9 protein-coding genes and 2 pseudogenes are annotated in these 17,934 nt (G+C 40.2%); 3 read left to right on the forward strand and 8 right to left on the reverse strand.

Annotation, left to right across the window (positions count from 1 at the left end):
- Positions 1-216 precede the first annotated feature (216 nt).
- The 4 genes and pseudogenes from BN161_RS09585 to BN161_RS30470 form a co-directional block, all read right to left on the reverse strand.
- Positions 217-2,328 carry an Eco57I restriction-modification methylase domain-containing protein gene (locus BN161_RS09585; protein ID WP_074435115.1) on the reverse strand — a complete coding sequence of 704 codons (2,112 nt, stop codon included), beginning with the start codon at positions 2,326-2,328 and terminating at the stop codon, positions 217-219.
- On the reverse strand, positions 2,315-5,335 hold the full coding sequence (locus BN161_RS09590) for an Eco57I restriction-modification methylase domain-containing protein (protein ID WP_044265343.1): 3,021 nt from the start codon (positions 5,333-5,335) through the stop codon (positions 2,315-2,317). The genes BN161_RS09585 and BN161_RS09590 overlap by 14 nt, the downstream gene beginning before the upstream one ends.
- 1 nt (position 5,336) lies before the next feature.
- Positions 5,337-6,218: a GIY-YIG nuclease family protein gene (locus BN161_RS09595; protein ID WP_044265347.1), complete on the reverse strand. Its 882-nt coding sequence runs from the start codon at positions 6,216-6,218 to the stop codon at positions 5,337-5,339.
- 109 nt (positions 6,219-6,327) lie between these two features.
- Positions 6,328-6,519 (reverse strand): annotated as a pseudogene (locus BN161_RS30470) (helix-turn-helix transcriptional regulator); the annotation flags it as partial.
- 833 nt (positions 6,520-7,352) lie between these two features.
- Here BN161_RS30470 and BN161_RS09605 point away from each other — a divergent pair.
- Entirely contained in the window at positions 7,353-7,988 is a 636-nt protein-coding gene (locus BN161_RS09605; protein ID WP_044265349.1) for a ribonuclease H1 domain-containing protein, read from the forward strand.
- A gap of 484 nt (positions 7,989-8,472) precedes the next feature.
- Here the strand turns inward: BN161_RS09605 and BN161_RS09610 are convergent, their stop codons facing one another.
- A complete protein-coding gene (locus BN161_RS09610; RefSeq protein WP_044265351.1) occupies positions 8,473-10,314 on the reverse strand; it encodes an ABC transporter ATP-binding protein in 1,842 nt (613 codons plus the stop codon).
- Positions 10,315-10,511: 197 nt separating this feature from the next.
- On the opposite strand from BN161_RS09610, the gene BN161_RS09615 reads away from it, so the two are divergent.
- Together BN161_RS09615 and BN161_RS09620 are read left to right on the forward strand one after the other, a co-directional pair.
- Positions 10,512-12,275 (forward strand): LTA synthase family protein, encoded by a 1,764-nt coding sequence (locus BN161_RS09615; protein WP_044265353.1) that lies wholly within the window; start codon positions 10,512-10,514, stop codon positions 12,273-12,275.
- A gap of 109 nt (positions 12,276-12,384) precedes the next feature.
- Positions 12,385-14,139, forward strand: coding sequence for an AAA family ATPase (locus BN161_RS09620; RefSeq protein ID WP_044265355.1), 1,755 nt, complete (start codon positions 12,385-12,387; stop codon positions 14,137-14,139).
- A 68-nt stretch (positions 14,140-14,207) separates the two neighbouring features.
- Here BN161_RS09620 and BN161_RS30475 read toward each other — a convergent pair.
- The 3 genes and pseudogenes from BN161_RS30475 to BN161_RS09630 all read right to left on the reverse strand — a co-directional run.
- A pseudogene (locus BN161_RS30475) lies at positions 14,208-14,351 on the reverse strand (AAA family ATPase); the annotation flags it as partial.
- A gap of 96 nt (positions 14,352-14,447) precedes the next feature.
- Positions 14,448-16,094: a S8 family peptidase gene (locus BN161_RS09625; protein WP_052356225.1), complete on the reverse strand. Its 1,647-nt coding sequence runs from the start codon at positions 16,092-16,094 to the stop codon at positions 14,448-14,450.
- Between the two features lie 298 nt (positions 16,095-16,392).
- Complete coding sequence (locus BN161_RS09630; RefSeq protein WP_074435116.1) at positions 16,393-17,817, reverse strand: MAC/perforin domain-containing protein; 1,425 nt, start codon at positions 17,815-17,817, stop codon at positions 16,393-16,395.
- Positions 17,818-17,934 lie beyond the last annotated feature (117 nt).

The raw sequence follows: 17,934 nt of genomic DNA on the forward strand, positions 1-17,934 counted from the left end.
CTACTTTTCTAAGTAACTCCAATTATGGAGTCACAAATATCATGCAGCTTTTGTCTAGATTCATACGCCTTATGGCTATGAAAATAATTCTTATCCAAACACTCACATTGCACAGTATATTGCGTTTGTAGACGTAACACAATATCGTTCTCAGAATTATCATCTATAGAACAACCTTTCAATTTGTCATATAAGGTCTTGTAAATCATAATCTATCTATCTTAACAAATCCTTCATTGTAGTATCCGTAAACGTTCTCCAGATCTTCAAGTCTATCAACTGATAATCATCAAAGAGCTGGGTTACGTACTCAATTTCGAAGACCAAGCGGAAGTCATTCTTATCTTCACCTGATTGACCTTCCTTGCGTGTGCCTACTCGTGCAATCTTTATCAAGTACAAGTCGCGAATGCCCTTACCCTTCAAATAAGGCATGAAGTAGTACAACTTGTTGAGAGCAACTTTTGATGGGAATTTCTTACCTGTATAATAAATCTTGGCAGACTTATCAAGGTATTGCTCGAAGTTATCCTTCTTAACAAGGCTGATAAGCACGTTCTTAGACTCGTCGATAAGATGCTTGTGAGATGATGTAACGTATTCAGCCATATCCTCACGAACAATGCAGTTCTCAACGATGCTATTGTTTTGATACTGCTTGAATAAGTCAAGGAAGTTCAGTTGAGTGTACCTTGTCTTCTTCTCAACCTTCACTTCTTCCTTTTCGAGGGTCTCACGGCTTAAACGTCTGCCCATAATCTTATGCCAGATGGAACGAGCGATTTGAATCTCTTCCATACTAAGCCCCATACCTTCATGAAGGGTTATTCTGTCAGTATAATCAAGAATCTCGTCTGCGGTTCTTTTCTGACGTAACATTCTGTCGATCTCAGCAAACAATGCTTCGTTCTCAACGCGATAAGGCATATAGACGCCACCTACTTCACTTGGCATGAGTTCCAAACAACCACCACCAAAGTTGCGACCTAGAATCTCTGCAAAAATAAATGATAAAGAGTTATAGTAACTTGCCACGAATGCTTTCTTGTTCACGCCCTCCTTGATGAATACTCGGTGCATAGTATCAGTTGTGTAAGCCTTAGCCTCATTCAACACGAATTTCGGATACAGGTTGTTGCGACGAAGGAAAAGTGCATCAGAAAGCTTAATGGATGGAATTATGTACCATTCGTCACGTATTCCTGTTTTGTAACCGTTGTTTACACCTTTCTTTTCACCATTCTCAATATAAGCTCTTACACCATCATTGCCATTCTCTTTTGCTCCAGGAGGAAAGACAAGAAGATATGCTTTCGCTCCCGAATCCACATTTGCCTTCCAATCTTTTTTCGTAAAACACAGGCTGCTCACTTGTACGCTTCTGCCGACCATAGGTCTTGCATACTCTTCTAGGTTATAGAGAGTTACTACAGATTCCGGTACTGTGAAGTAATCGTTAGCACCTGTTGTTATTCCAACTTCTACATTTGCATAAGTAGAAATAGACGGCATATTACGCTTTACCTTCTCCAACAGGTCGAGTTCTTTATTTTCAAGGAAATAGGATGTCCACTTATCAGTATGGAAATCTATCTTCTTGGTAGGAAATTTTAATCTATGAGGATCAAGAGTAAGCAAACCATCAGCATCCTTTACCTCGATGTGTTCAATCAAGTGCTCATCTGTTCCGTTCTTCTCACACAATAGCAGGACAACCTCTTGCTGGATTTCCTCAAAAACAAGATTCTCAAAAGAAATGATGTTTATCCTGTTAAAGTTCTTTGCAAGGTATTGGCGTAATTGCTGGGCATACTTCACCATAAGAAGTTCGGATGGGAGAACAAACCCCATCTTGCCTGTCTCGGCCAATAGCTGACTGCATCCTACCACAAATGTAACCCAGGCATTCGTCAGTTTTGTTCTCTTCAACGTAGAACGCCTGAATATTTCATCTGCTAATTCCTGCTGCTCAGGATCATAATATTGATAACGAATGAACGGAGGATTTCCAACCACTAAGTTGAAACGCTTATCAGTATCAAGGCAGAAACGATGAAAGTCGGCATTGATTACTTCCGAATCATGCAAGCCTATTGCTTGAGCCTTCTCTGCCTCTCCTGCTTCGTATTCAACTGCAGTAACACTATTGTAGGACATTGCATCGTTGCCAATGCACTTTAGGAACACACCGTCACCACAACTCGGTTCAAGGATGTCCAAATCCTTACTGCCATTAATTCCCCATTGCAGGATAAATCTGGCTATTGCCGGAGGAGTATAATAAGCACCTCTCAGCTTCTGGTCAGTTGCATTTTCAATCAGCTGCATAGAGTTCTTTTATCTTAGGAATTAATGATACTTCATCATTCGTCATGCCGTAAAGCATGTTGATGACATTCTGCTGCTCGTGTTTGAGTAAATCAAATTGGCGTTGTAATGGTATAAGGCTCCTTCGGTTCTTTGCTGCCTTACTTATCTTATCGCCTAACTCAATGAGCCTCTTTTGACGATCGGCGATATCATCGTGAACATTTCGTTCATTTTGATCAGTAAAGTCAATTTCCCGGATTGGTATTTGTTTCAATACCTTTGTACCACGAGCTATGTAACCACCACGGAATATCTCACCATAGAGAGAAGCAAGCCATTCTCCCTGAATCGACCCCAAGATGGCTTGTATGTAGTAAATTGAATACTGACTATCTGAAGGAACACTAACCAGGCAATAACCAGCTGTACCGCCAGATGATACTAAAGTTCCATTGTTGTCTATGGCATATTTATCAGTCTGAGCCAATACACCTACTATCATCTTTTCTTCTACCTCACACGCTTCCAGACTTTGGTGTCTGCCGTAACGATACCATTCGTCCGCAGTAGTTGGCTTGGGTTGAATATCCCTGGATGCCTTATTCAGTTCAGGCTTTGCAGCCATCAAGAATGTATAGAACAGAGGATAACGTCTTTGGATAATTGTAAGAGGTATCAACTGTAGATGTCCATCATTATCCTTTTTATATGGGAAGAATACACGAGCATTGGGCTTAAATGTACGATAAGTGCTCATTGCATCCGCTCCCTGAGCTGTTTTGAAATAGGGCTTTGTTACTGCTTTTTCTACTTCATATTCGTTGCCGTCAAAAGCTTTAAAGGTGTAGGTGGTTCGCGTTTCTGATATTGGAACAAATACATAAATCTTATTCGCACTTGTCTGGATTCCGTTGAAAATATAATCATCGCCAACAATATCGCCAAGCGATTTAGTATGTGCAGTTACTGCATTTAATAAAGGCAAATGTTCGTCCGTACACAATATCCAAGTATCAGCATTGATTGTGACTGATGGGCGATCGCAGAACTTATAAGCATTGACATTCCTCACTCTCCAACCAATGAAATCGCTTACTTCTGAATATTTGAAATTCTCATGCTTATTCTTTTCCAACACTATAATGCAAGTATAGGTTGACTTGTCTGCAAATACTTGATGAGCACCAAACGAGATCATGGTTTTGAGATAGGCATTATTGGCAATGAGGTTGCGAAGTTCTTTTGCTGCTCCAACCTTCATGAATTTGCTCGGAACTATGTAACCTAAGTAACCATCAGGTTTCAAAAGATTTAAAGCGCGCTCTATGAAAAGGAAGTACTTATCATATTGCTTGTATGCACTCGTATATCTATTCCCTTTTTCGTAAAGAGATTTTTCCTTAGGAGTAAATGCCTTGATATCCTCAGTTTTCATGTATGGAGGATTACCAACGATCAAGTCAAAGGTTCTGTCACCAAAATCAAATGGATTGATTTCGAGAGCATCATCAGCAGGAACGTCAGCTGTACTTAAAAGGCTGTTGCCATAGAAGATATTATTTGAAAGGTCAGGTAATATTGGATGGAATGAAGACAAAGAATTTACGTCCTCACCTTCAAGTAATTTGAGTAACAGTCCAAATTTACATGCTTCAACGGCATTAAAGTCTTTGTCGACGCCATAGATGCAGTTAACCAGCAGATTGCGTTTCACTTCATATGGCAACTTGTAAGTGTCAATACTAGTCTGAACAAGCTTACTACGATCATTTTCAAAATAATAATCCACTAATGAGTCATAGAGCAACTGGTATAGCTCTAACAAGAATGCACCTGAGCCACACGCTATATCTGCACATTTTAGGTTATTGATTTCGTTTGCAGTCTTACCTTGGATGATTTCTGCGGCAGTTTGATGTAATATTTCACGTACTACAAAGTTTGGTGTAGTAACAATATCGCGTTCCGCATTCTCGGGTTTCTTAACAATCTTAAGTTCACCATCTACTGCGGCAAGTTTCTCGGCAAGGAATATTTCATAAATGCGGCCAAGAATATCTGATGAAAGTACAGTAAACGAGTATGGACTTTCAGGGAAATAGAGCTGACGGATTATCATCCAAAACGAAGAGCTGATATTTCCGATTACATCCTCAGAAATAAGTTCCTCAAATAGGCCTGAATTATACTTATTATCTGCCTCCTTAAACTTTACTACGAGTTCTTTATGACTGTTATGGTCAGCAATAGTAAGCAGACGTTGGTAAGTTTCAATATTTCTATCCTCACAAACACGGAGGAAAAGTATCTTATTGATGTAGCTCTGAACTATATCTCCTAGATAATCAATCTCCAAGTCAGGATCATAAGAAAGGATTTGTTGACCAAGCATCAAACGCCATTGGTTTATTTGCTCCAGAAATAGCGAATCCACCGACTGATGTACTACATTCAGTTCAATGTCATCCCAAACTTCTTCAAAGTGTCCTGTATATACGGATTCCTTTCCAACTAATTCAAGGAGTTCTTCTGCTACATTTTCATAGTCAGTATAATGATATGCTTTGATACGAGCTTTGGCCAGAGTATCTCCGTCCTCAACTTTATATGAAGTATCATAGATATATAAGTCTTCAAAGTTAGACAGCACAGAAATCTTAAGGTTAGCCGTATATCCATAACGTCTAACCTGCTTGGCAGGATTATCATCTGTGCTGATATCCACACAAGGTTTCTTTGCCTCTAAAAAGAACTTGCGCTCACCAAAAAGACGAAACGTATAGTCAGGTTTCTTCGAATGAGTGGCGGCATCGGCTTTAAGTGATTCCTCCAAAAGCACCTCACGCTCATTTGTCTTCTTACCTGACATGTTACGAATATCCCAACCAAGAACCTCAAACAAAGGGTCTAGAAACTCATTTCTCACTTGAGTTTCGTTAAATTTCGGGGTTCTGTAGAAATTACGATTCGACTCGTACTTCTCTACAAGGGCATGTATAGTATTCTTTATCTCTTGAATATCCATGTTATTTTTCTTTAGGGAAGATCTCCCCGAATGTTTTGTTGTCGTTATCAATCCATGCAGTTGTTCCTTGCATTGCTGTGGCTGTACAGAAACTAGCTGCACCTGATGGAGAATGTTTCTTGGTTGTTACATTTACGTCCTGTAGCAACGTGAGAAGATCTCCATCATTCTGACATGCTTTCTTATTATTTCGGAAATCCTCGCGCATCACACCGATCTCCTTAGGCATACTTGACTGGTCTCTGGAAAGAATCTTGCTACCTGCTTTCAGGCAGTACTCATCTGTATCAGGATAATAGTGCAACGTAGCGTGAACACCAATTTGATTCATATCCAGATGGAATTCATGATAATTTACAGGCTTAATGATTTCTTTTGGCTTATCGAAAATCTCACAACCATAGAATCGGATAAGAAACAGAATGTCCTCAAAGAAAGCATTCATCTCGTTTTCCTTGTGTGGCGACAATGTTTCCTTCTCAACCTTCTTGGTATTGTCAATCTCATAGTTACCAGCTTCGTTGGCAGCCTTTAACCCAAGATACTCCAAATATTTTACCTCACTCTTGTAAATCTCGTTTGATTTAGAGATAAACACAAGTGCTGTATCCCAGTACTCTTTTTTCTGCTTATGGTCAATTACTCGATGAGTGAAATCATTTGTCTCACCAACATAACCGGTACGCTTCCCGGTATTGGGATGCGTACCGAGGAGTATATAAAACGAGTGCTGTTTCACCCACTTATGCTTGGCACCAACTTCTGCCACCTTATCTTTGGGTAACACGAAGCAAGCACATGATCGTTGAGTACCCATATCAATGATACGCGCACCACTTAATGTGTTATCGAGTAGTTCGGTATATACTGTAAGTATTGCCATAATGTTACAAATTTGCCTGTAAAATTGCAATGGGGCTCTCCCAAATCATAGAATCCCTCTGAAAAATGCAGCTTTTATAGTTTTTTTCTATTTCTGGTAGTTCCTCGAAGCGAACAAGGGCGTCGAGAGGGGTATCAAGTATCTTGGATATCTGCATCAGCATCTCCAGTATTGGTTGTGCTGCATTAGTACACCATTTGCTTACGGTGGCAGGGTCCTTGCCAACCCGCTCAGCAAGCCACTTGTTTGTTTTGCCTTTCTCTACCAAGGCAACCTTGATGCGGTTGATTTTTCGTTCCATACTATAACCATTTTGAACGCTTCAGCTGCAAAATTACTAGTTTTTCCTTGAAATCATGTAAAATATGAATATTCTTGAAAGAATTAGTATATTTTATTGCGTTCTCTTCAATTTTATTGCGAATTTTAATTGTTTCCGTATGAAAAATGGCATTTTTCAACATAGTATACGTACACGTACATAATTGCTGCTAATGAAACTGCAACACTCTATTGCAGTTATCAGGGCAATTATTTAACGTTGATTATTAATAAAACTATGCTCTCAAGAGGTTAAATGTGCTTAATGACAACATTTACTCTTCCAAACTCTGCGTAAACAAACGGTTTCAGTTAGGGGTATTTAGTAAGCTTCATAGGAGATAGTGAAATTCGTAGCCGCTTGATATACAATTAAGATTAACAAAACAGACTATCGCAAAATATCACATTATCGTTCTCATAATCTGGAGGTTCCTGGTTCAAGCCCATAGCACAAAGATCTTTGGTTCGCCTTGAGTTCTATCACGAGTCTCCTCCTTTATCTCTAACCTTGTCTATTATTACCTTTTGGAATGACATGGTATCTGCTGTGACTACACATCATATTCTATTGAATTCCGCCTATAAAAAAAATAAAAATGAACGATAAGAAGAAACACCTAAGGTGGTGCTCCCGCATCGCTGCGCACGAATATATAAGGATTTGTACTACAACTACAAGCGATGAACAATATTTCTTAAATGAAAAAGTCATGATTCTTACCTGTAAATAAAACAAGCTACGCCTTAACCTTAAAAATAAACAGTATATTTTGGTACACCTCCCAGTTTGCATTACCTTTGCACCCAATTATGAATAAAGAGAAGTTTTACGTTGTATGGTCAGGCGTCAATCCGGGCATTTATACTTCCTGGACGGACTGTCAGTTACAAATCAAAGGCTACGAAGGAGCGAAATACAAGTCGTTCGAGACGCGCGAAAAAGCGGAAAAAGCCTTTGGATCTTCTCCGTATGAGTATATCAAACGCTCCTCTCCGGCTGCTCACGCCCAGAAGAAAGATATGAATGCTCCCCTTCCTTCATCTGTCGTAGAGAATAGTCTCGCCGTAGACGCTGCCTGTAGCGGTAATCCCGGAGCTATGGAATATCGCGGTGTACACGTAGCCAGCCGACAAGAAATATTCCATTTCGGACCGGTATATGGCACAAACAACATCGGTGAGTTTCTTGCTATCGTCCACGGACTCGCCCTGTTGAAACAGAAAGGCTTCGATATGCCCATCTACAGCGACAGTGTGAATGCCATCAGCTGGATAAAACAGAAAAAATGCAAGACAAAACTGCCACGTGAACCCAAAACAGAAGAGCTATTCAAGCTGATAGAGCGCGCCGAAAAGTGGCTGCGCGAAAACACCTACACCACCAAAATCATGAAGTGGGAAACTAAACAGTGGGGAGAAATACCTGCCGATTTCGGAAGAAAATAAGCCTTTCCATTCCCCTTTCCTCTATTCATTAAGGTCAACAAAACAAGCTTCGGTATCCGTTCCCAACAGAGGAAACGAGCGTTTCCACGAAGAGATACGAGCATTCCCATTAAGAGAAACGACAGTTCCCATTAAGAGATACGAGCGTTCCCATTAAGGGAAACGATAATTCCCATTAAGGGAAACGTTCGTTTCCAAGTGCAGGAACGCAAGTTCCCTAGCACCAGATAGTCGTAAGACACTGTATTCCAACAAGATGTTAGTTTATATTATAAAGAAAGGAGTAGCCCTAATGTCGTTGCAATCACCTATCGCCCCCCCAAAATAAAGAAAAGTAAAAAAGCCGGTGTAGGCAAACCAATTGCCTACACCTACCTACACCGTTACCTACACCACATAACATACTATGAATGAAAATCTTACCCTCCCGGGTGTAGGTAGTGTAGGTAAAACTGACAAAAACTTATAGTTATATCAGTTCTGTTTAAGACAGAGACTGCATATCATTCAAACGCTTATAGTATCCGTCCTTCTCCAACAAAGCCTCGTGCCTGCCGCGTTCCACAATTTCTCCTTCATAGAGTACGCAGATTTCATCTGCATTTTTAATAGTAGAAAGACGGTGGGCAATAGCAATTGTAGTACGGGTTTTCATCAAACGCTCCAGAGCTTCCTGCACCAGACGTTCGGATTCCGTATCGAGAGCAGAAGTAGCCTCATCAAGAATAAGAATAGGCGGATTCTTCAAAATAGCGCGGGCAATACTGATACGCTGACGCTGTCCTCCGGAAAGCTTGCCACCACGATCACCGATATTTGTGTTGTATCCATGCTCTGTCTCCATAATGAAATCGTGCGCATTGGCAATCTTCGCCGCCTCCATTACCTGCTCCAGTGTGGCGTTTTCCACACCAAATGCTATGTTATTAAAGAATGTATCATTAAACAGGATCGCTTCCTGATTTACATTTCCTATCAGGCCACGCAAATCATGAATACGGAAATTCTTGGTACTAACGCCATCAATCATGATTTCACCGAAATGTATGTCATGGTAACGCGGAAGTAAATCTACCAGCGTAGATTTTCCCGATCCGGACTGCCCAACCAACGCAATCGTCTGCCCCTTCGGAACAACCAGATTGATATGTTTCAGAACTTCCCTCTTCCCATCATAACTGAAAGAAACATCCTTAAACTCGATTTGCCGATTCATGCCATGCAAAGGAAGCGGGTTTACGGGTTCCTTAATAGGATTCTCAGCCTTCAGAATCTTATCCACACGTTCCATGGAGGCCAGACCTTTCGGAATGTTGTATCCTGCTTTTGCAAAATCCTTCAACGGATTTATGATGCTATACAGAATAACCATATAAAAAATGAACGTCGGGGCTTCCAGCGAAGAATGCTCATCACCCAAAATCAACATACCGCCAAACCAAAGCACCAATACAATCAAAAGCGTTCCCAGGAACTCACTCATCGGATGAGCCAACGCCTGACGAACGGCCACTTTATTGGTCGCATCACGCAGTTCATTACTACATCTGGTAAAGCGATCCACCATTTTATCTTCTGCAATAAAGGCTTTAATGATACGCAAGCCACCCAGAGTTTCTTCCAGCTGTGACATGGTGTCACTCCATTTGCCCTGCGCTTCCAAAGACTGGCGTTTCAGCTTCTTGCCGACCTTCCCCATCAACCAGCCCATTCCGGGAAGTACTACGATGGTGAACAGGGTCAACTGCCAACTGGTTATAATCAGTGTTGTAAAATAGAACAGAATCAAAATCGGATTTTTCAGCAACATATCCAACGAACTGGTAATGGAGTTTTCTATTTCTCCCACATCACCACTCATACGGGCAATGATATCTCCTTTCCGTTCCTGAGAGAAAAAACCAAGTGGTAAGTGCATTACTTTCGAATAGACCATGATACGGATATCACGAACAACTCCTGTACGCAAAGGAATCATTACCGCAGAAGAACCGAAGTAGCAGGAAGTTTTCAGCATCGTCATGAGAGCAAGGAAAAGCCCCATAAACAGAAGCGTCATTATCGGGCCATGCACCTCTATCAACCGAGTAACATAGTAATAGAAGTTATTTATTGCTACATCTTTCAAATCATCGCTGCCCCACTCCATATAATGGTATACTTTCTCCCCGCTACCTGTCTTGAACAGGATATTCAGGATTGGAATCAACAAAGTGAATGAGAATACATTGAAAACAGCCGATAAAACATTGAGCACGATTGCCCATCCTATATACTTCTTATACGGCGACACAAAACGTCGCATCAATTGCAGGAATTCCTTCATTGCTTGGGATTTAACGAATTAAGGGTGCAAAGATACAAGAAATATCTTTAAGTTAAAGAAGATATATCCAATATTAACGAGATTTATCCATACAAGCCCCGACAAATAAGTTCTGTAGTTCATTTATATAGCACACGGAGTGATATCGGAAAAATATATTGTATCTTTGCGCCCGGATATAAAACAAACGCTTTATTATGACAAAGATCGATAAGTCCGTACTGACATTCGGAATCACTATTTTCCTGAAATTCATGTTATTCGACATACTATGGTGTATCCCGACTACTTTTGCTTCCCTTTCTACAGTTGAATGTTATACAACAAAACTGATAGCCACACTTATATTACTTATTCCTTACGCCTTCTTCCGTATGTGGAAAACAGAGGCGTTCATCATGTTCCTGCTGGATTTCCTGCTGATAGCCAATCTTATGTACTTCAGAACCTATTATACCGCCATTCCTCTGAACAGCTACGGATTATCAGGAAACTTAGCCGATTTCACCGGAAGCGTTTTCGACTCTCTTCGCTGGTATGATATACTTTTCCCATTATCCACCCTTGCAGCTGCCGTCATTCATCGGCGTACAAAAACCGCACATCAGAAGCGTCCCGCACCGGTGCTTGCTTATTCCGTGGTACTTGCAGTTATCATCTGCATCTTTGGCACAGTGACCCTGATTAAAGGCGGATTTTCAAATGCATACAAGGAATATCGCGACAAAGCATATTTCTGTTCAAGCGGACCTTCTCTCTATACCATTTTCGGTAGCCTTTGCTATGATCTGGTAGGTCAGCAACAAAGGTTAACCCCTGAGCTGGAAGCAAAGATAGAAGAATGGTTAAGTAAAAAGCCCAAACACGAAGTTGCCCTGCCGGACAGTAGTACTAATCGCCGCACCAATTGTATCATCATTCTGGCAGAATCATTGGAGAGCTGGGTATTGGAGAAAGAAGTGGAAGGACAAGAAATCACCCCTTACCTGAACAAACTTCTGAAAGACTCCACCACCATCTATGCCCCACACGTACTGACACAGGTAAAAGGCGGACGCTCCATAGATGCCCAACTCATGCTCTGTACCGGATTGCTGCCCATCAACAGCGGCACATACAGCAGCCAATACCCCAATCATGTCTATCCTTCGTTGCAGAAAGCCATGCACGAAAAGAATCATTCGCGCAACTATCTGCTCACCATAGATAAGATATCCACCTGGAATCAAGGTCCCATAGCCCAAAGTTTCGGTATGGATACCATTATCGCCTATCACGACTTCGAACTGACGGAAGCTTTCGGCACGCACAAACGTACCGGAGACGGCTCATTCTTTGCCCAATGCCAGGAAAAGATAGAAAAAGGGGAGATCTGGAAAGAAGGGGAAAATGCATATATGCAGCTTATTACCTATTCCGGTCATGCTCCATTCATATTACCGGAATATTTGAGAGAGATTTCATTCTCCTCCAACATTCCGGAAAAGATGGGTAATTATATGATCACTGCCCGCTACACGGATAAGGCTATCGGTAAATTCGTGGAGTATCTGAAAACGCTCCCTCAATATAAGGAAACGCTGATTGTAATTACAGGAGATCACGAAGGGTTAGCGTCTTATCGTGCAGAGCTATGCGAAAGTCCCGGTGGCAAAGGTATCGTGTCCGACAAGCAGTTTACTCCTTTCATCGTTGTCAACTCTCCCATAGGTATGCGTTACGATGAAGTGATGGGGCAAATAGATATGTATCCCACCCTGCTGAACCTACTTCAACTTGACGATTATTATTGGACCGGACTGGGAGAAAGTATTCTCAATCCTAAAAAGAAAGGATTCGCCGTAGGTTCACAGATGAACGTGGAAGGGAAAGGGTATAGTCCGGAAGATGTGGAGTTTGCAAAGAAGGCATATGATATTTCGGATGAGATGATACGGTTTAATTATTTCGGAGGAAAGTAAGATAATAAAGAAAGCGTTCCGTGTTTTTAAGAATCTTTGTTTGGAGAAACAGCAGAAAGGGCGTACCTTTGTTTGCATTCAAAGCAAACTTTTAAAAAGGGCATCAGTTATGGAAGAATATATAGCACCCAAAAGGAAACGCATCCCCTACGGCATGATGAACTTCGCCGTGATTCGCCGCGACGATTGTTATTATGTAGACAAGACCCGGTTTATTCCCATAATAGAAAATGCGGATAAGTTTTTCTTCTTCATCCGACCTCGTCGTTTCGGCAAAAGTTTGACAGTAAGCATGCTGCAACACTATTACGATATAGCCGCCAAGGATAAGTTTGATGCTTTGTTTGGCGATCTTTACATCGGGAAATACCCTACGCGTGATCGCAACAGCTATCTGGTGCTCTATCTCAACTTCTCAGGAATTGTTGGTGAACTGCACAATTATCGTAAAGGACTGGATGCACATTGCCAAACTATGTTCGACTACTTTTGCGATATCTATGCCGATTATCTTCCTCAAGGTATCAAGGAAAAACTGGATGAGAAAGAAGGAGCGGTAGAACAATTTGAATATTTGTTTACGGAATGTAACAAAACCAACCAACGAATCTATCTCTTCATCGACGAATACGACCACTTCACCAACGCCATCCTCGCCGATCCCGAAAGCTTGCACCGCTACACCAACGAGACACATGGCGAAGGCTATCTGCGCGCATTCTTCAACAAGGTGAAAGCAGGAACCTATTCCAGCATCGAGCGTTGTTTCATCACAGGCGTCAGTCCCGTTACGATGGACGACCTCACCAGCGGATTCAATATCGGCACTAACTACTCCCTCTCTCCCAAATTCAATGAAATGATAGGATTCACGGAAGAGGAAGTACGGCAAATGCTGACGTATTATTCTACCACCAGCCACTTCAACCACACTGTGGACGAGCTGCTGGATATGATGAAACCGTGGTACGACAACTATTGCTTTGCACAGGGACGTTATGGTGAAACCACCATGTACAACTCTAATATGGTGCTCTATTTTGTAAAAAACTACCTCGATAATGACGGCAAAGCACCGCAGAATATGATAGAGAGCAACATCCGTATCGATTATGAGAAGTTGCGCATGCTCATCCGCAAGGACAAGGAGTTCGCCCACGATGCTTCCATCATCCAGACTTTAGTGAACCAGGGTTATATTACCGGAGACTTAAAAGATAGTTTTCCTGCCACCAATATTACCAACCCGGGCAACTTCGTGAGTCTACTCTATTATTTCGGTATGCTCACCATCAGTGGTACGCATGAAGGTAAAACCAAACTTACCATTCCCAATCAAGTAGTCCGTGAACAACTCTACACCTACCTGCTGAGTACCTATGATGAAGCTGACCTTAATTTCAGCAGTTACGAAAAGAGCGAACTGTCCAGTTCCCTCGCCTATCGGGGAGATTGGCTAGCCTATTTCGGCTACATTGCCGACTGTCTGAAACGTTATGCCTCCCAGCGTGACAAACAGAAAGGAGAATTCTTTGTCCACGGCTTCACTCTTGCCATGACGGCTCAGAATCGTTTCTATCGTCCCATTTCAGAGCAGGATACACAAGCCGGCTATGTCGATATATTTCTCTGCCCATTGCTGGAAATCTATTCCGACATGAAACACAGTTACATTGTAGAACTGAAGTATGCCAAGTATAAAGATCCCGAAAGCCGTGTGGAGGAGTTGCGTCAGGAAGCAATTGCCCAAGCCAACCGCTATGCCGATACGGAAACGGTGAAAAATGCTGTCGGCAACACAAAGCTGCATAAAATTGTAGTGGTGTATAAAGGGATGGATATGCCTGTATGTGAAGAGGTATAATCAATATAGAAAACCAACAATCCAGATTGGCAATTTATGCCGATAAGGGGTTTCTATATCATCTGCCAATATGAAAGTCCTTGCATCTCATAGGAAATACAACACTTGGATAAGTCGGCAACCGCATTCAGTATATTAAATAAAGAAGATGTACTAAATACAACTCGCAAATCAGGATACATATCATAAATCTCCTTTATTTCTTTGCTCCATTCTTATATTATAAATTCAGACTACAATTATAAGCATTTGCTGTTTGCAAACAGCAAAAAAGGAAGAATTTTGCTGTTTACAGACAGCACTTACCATTATTCCTCCTGCATAGCCTCAATTAAATCTATGGCTTTCTGAATATCAACAATACCACAACCATAAGGCAGTTCCGGAACATCATATCTATTTGCTGACTTTTTCAAAATTTCCAATAATTCTTGATTAGTCAGCCAAGGGTAAGCTTGCCATAAACAGGCTGCCAACCCACATAGGATAGGGCTTGCATAGGATGTTCCATTTCTAAAATCAATCCTCCCCTCAATATCAATTGTACATGCCGAAGTTCCAAGAGCTACAACATCAGGCTTCATCCTTCCATCAACAGTCATACCATACGCCGTAAAATCGCCTATCCCACCAGTAGTGGTAACGGAGCCTACCGCCAATACATTAGGAGAGTCTGCCGGAGTCCCAACCCAACTCCCATCATTACCAGCACAACATGCAATAAAAATCCCTTTATTTGCAGCAACATTAGCCGCTCGTGTTGGCAATGCAGTTTTTCCATCCATCTCTTCATACTCGTGCGAAGGAAAAGGCCATCTATTCCCAGTATAATACAATGAAGTATTCACTACATCTGCCCCTACACTATCGGCATACTCTATGGCAGCTACCCAATAATCCTCTTCTACCGGATATTCACCGGACAAATCCTCCGAACGTAGAAGCCAATAATTAGCTTCCGGCGCAGTTCCGATATAATATCCCGGCTTATCGGTCGCCATACAAGCCGTGACCCAAATACCATGCTCATCGCTATTATAAGGGTTCGAGTCTTCATATACAAAAGACTTGGCACCTTGAATATGCATAGTATTTAAAGTAGGATTATTAAGCAAATCCATAAATCCTGCATCAATGACTGCAATATCAATACCCTCTCCTTTGAATCCACGTTCATGCAATATTTGCCCATTATGAAGAATTATATTTCTCCACGCTTCTCCATAACCTTCTGAAGAATAACCTGACATATTTCCTCCTGTTGAAGAGCTAACCGAAGAAATTATTCGTTTCTGTTTTTCCGTTTCACCTCGCCATACTTTCACGATATCTTCAACAAATGGTAACTTTTTATATTTGTCAATCTGTTTTTCGTCTTCACATTGCACACAAACAGTTTTCAACCATTTACTTTGGCAAACTATTTTTCCTCCAACCTGTTCTATTTGTTTCAGATAATCTTTAGATATGGGTAGATCTGAATCATCTATAGCAATATTTCTTTTTCGCCGCCTTTCAATTGCTTTAGCCGATAAAAACTTTTCTGGCTGATTTAATGAATAGTCAGTACTGCCTTTATCTTTAAGAATCAGGCGAAATTTATAATTATACTCTTGATACACTGTAATCGGACATATAGCATGAAAACCCTGCACTACAGCTTCAACTTGTAATCCTGAAATAAACTCATTTTGGAAAATAGCCGTTACTTTACCATCCTCATCTACATTAACCAAATTACTATTTGATTCCCAACGCACTTTACTTCCGTCCAATGGAATCCCATTCAATTTAGCTACCAACTGACATGATTCTCCTACAGCCAATACAACTGATGCAGGCTCAATAGTCAACTCGTCTGTTACAGGAGGTTCTTCTACTACAGCACCTTTCTGACAAGCCGTTAAAAATAAAACGGTACAAATAATATATAAAAATAATCTGAACAGCATCATAGATAATACTTAATTAATTTCTATCGTTACATTTATCAGAAGCAAAGTTATTGAATTTTATTATCTTAATAGACGATCCGTACAAAGAATTTGCAAAGTAATAAGAGAACGGATAAACTGTATTGGAATTAAAAATAAACTTATTCCGCAAAAACATAATTCTAAAAGTGGATGTTGTTTTATCTTTTTTTTTCAAAAACGTACCACAATATTTATAGTAATCTAGTTTTCAATCAATTGAATAACCAACTATAAATTATTATTAAAGAAAATCCAAACAGGTTCTTAGAAATATTTTTTATTCTAATGGCAACACATAACATTCAATAGACTCAAATTTATAACTTTCGTAATATCCGAGAATAGTAGTATAAAAATGATCCACCCCATTAAAATATCTATATAAAGCGATAGCTTCCGGATGCGGCTTAGTATATACATATCCTAATGGTCCCTCAAAACTATATCCAGATATGCCACCAGGATAATAATCTGTTGAGTAAAAATGATCTCCCCCATTCCAATACTGATAAAGAGGCACAGTCTCTAGCACCTGTTCTGTATATATACTAAAAACAGGGGCTTCATATATAAGATCACCTGAACCATAAGATGGGCTATAGAATGTGCAATAGTAATGCTCTTTGCCATTATAGCTTTGATAAACAAATGATGTATTCAATATTTCTATCTTTTTACTATCAATATACCTAAATACAGCCTCCTTTATTTCCTGCTTCTTTATAGGATCAGAAATTAGATCATAAATAGGATACGTAGCATTCCAGTTGACATCAAATAATCTAGAATGCTGGTCATCAACCGATTCTGTCCATGCTCCCAAATTAATTGTAAAAGTTGGTCCTTGTTCGGGTACAAGCGTAATAGTAGTACCAGAAGTAGAACCACCAAGAGCTTTAATATAGCATTCCCAATTAGAATTTTTCTTATTGCGTTCCTCTACTTCCGTTTTGCTCCATGAACCGTGAGCATCAAGTCCAATATTACTTAGATTATATTTTGCCCCAGCACTGACAATCTCTGTCTTTTCCGTACTACTATTCTCTTCTATTATAGCTGATTTATAATATGCAGTATATTTCCCTCCAACTATTATATTAGTCAGAACATGCGTTCCATACATTTCCACAATTCGATCCGCAGAATACTTATTTAAATCTTCAACAAAAGAAGACAACAAATATTTAGATAAGGTTTCAATATCTGTATTCAGCAAATATCTTCTTTGCTTTTTAAAAACCTCCGCTCTAGCAAATGAGTATTTTGAAGAATAAGAATATTTTGAACTTGTTTTGAATCCCGTCGTTATAGTCCCTGAGAAAAAGCCTTCTTTATCTTTTTTCTCAGGTAAAGAACCTACAGAACCACTAAAATTCGTATCGGTTATTATCTGAGATAAAAAAGATTGCGCATCTGCTCCTGCAAAACATCTTTGATCAATTACCCCTGAAAATTGCTTATCAAATCTATTAGGATTTGCTTTCACAAATGCTTCCACATCTAAGATTTTCAACCTTGTTGAATTCTCGCCCATGTATTCATCGGTTATATCATAGCCATAACCTAATACATCATACACTCCATCTCCAGCACTCCTTGTTGCTAGATTTGATACTGAAGGTTCAACATTTGGTAAATTTTCTATTTCTGAACAAGAATAGAAAAGAGGCAAAAAGCCCAGTAAATAATAAGATTTCTTCATAATAGTAATATTAAAAGATTAACAATCACCAAAAGTAAGAAAAATTATCATTTCATTCAACTTAAAAGAGCATGTTTATAAACATGGCAATCATATATAGAATTTGAATCAACTTGC

This window comes from Bacteroides timonensis, assembly GCF_000513195.1.
In the GTDB taxonomy this organism is placed as follows: domain Bacteria; phylum Bacteroidota; class Bacteroidia; order Bacteroidales; family Bacteroidaceae; genus Bacteroides; species Bacteroides timonensis.

Coding starts and splice junctions, on each gene's coding strand:
- BN161_RS09585 (WP_074435115.1), bottom strand. CDS start 2,328: ATGCAGCTGATTGAAAATGCAACTGACCAGAAGCTGAGAGGTGCTTAT.
- BN161_RS09590 (WP_044265343.1), bottom strand. CDS start 5,335: ATGGATATTCAAGAGATAAAGAATACTATACATGCCCTTGTAGAGAAG.
- BN161_RS09595 (WP_044265347.1), bottom strand. CDS start 6,218: ATGGCAATACTTACAGTATATACCGAACTACTCGATAACACATTAAGT.
- BN161_RS09605 (WP_044265349.1), top strand. CDS start 7,353: ATGAATAAAGAGAAGTTTTACGTTGTATGGTCAGGCGTCAATCCGGGC.
- BN161_RS09610 (WP_044265351.1), bottom strand. CDS start 10,314: ATGAAGGAATTCCTGCAATTGATGCGACGTTTTGTGTCGCCGTATAAG.
- BN161_RS09615 (WP_044265353.1), top strand. CDS start 10,512: ATGACAAAGATCGATAAGTCCGTACTGACATTCGGAATCACTATTTTC.
- BN161_RS09620 (WP_044265355.1), top strand. CDS start 12,385: ATGGAAGAATATATAGCACCCAAAAGGAAACGCATCCCCTACGGCATG.
- BN161_RS09625 (WP_052356225.1), bottom strand. CDS start 16,094: ATGATGCTGTTCAGATTATTTTTATATATTATTTGTACCGTTTTATTT.
- BN161_RS09630 (WP_074435116.1), bottom strand. CDS start 17,817: ATGAAGAAATCTTATTATTTACTGGGCTTTTTGCCTCTTTTCTATTCT.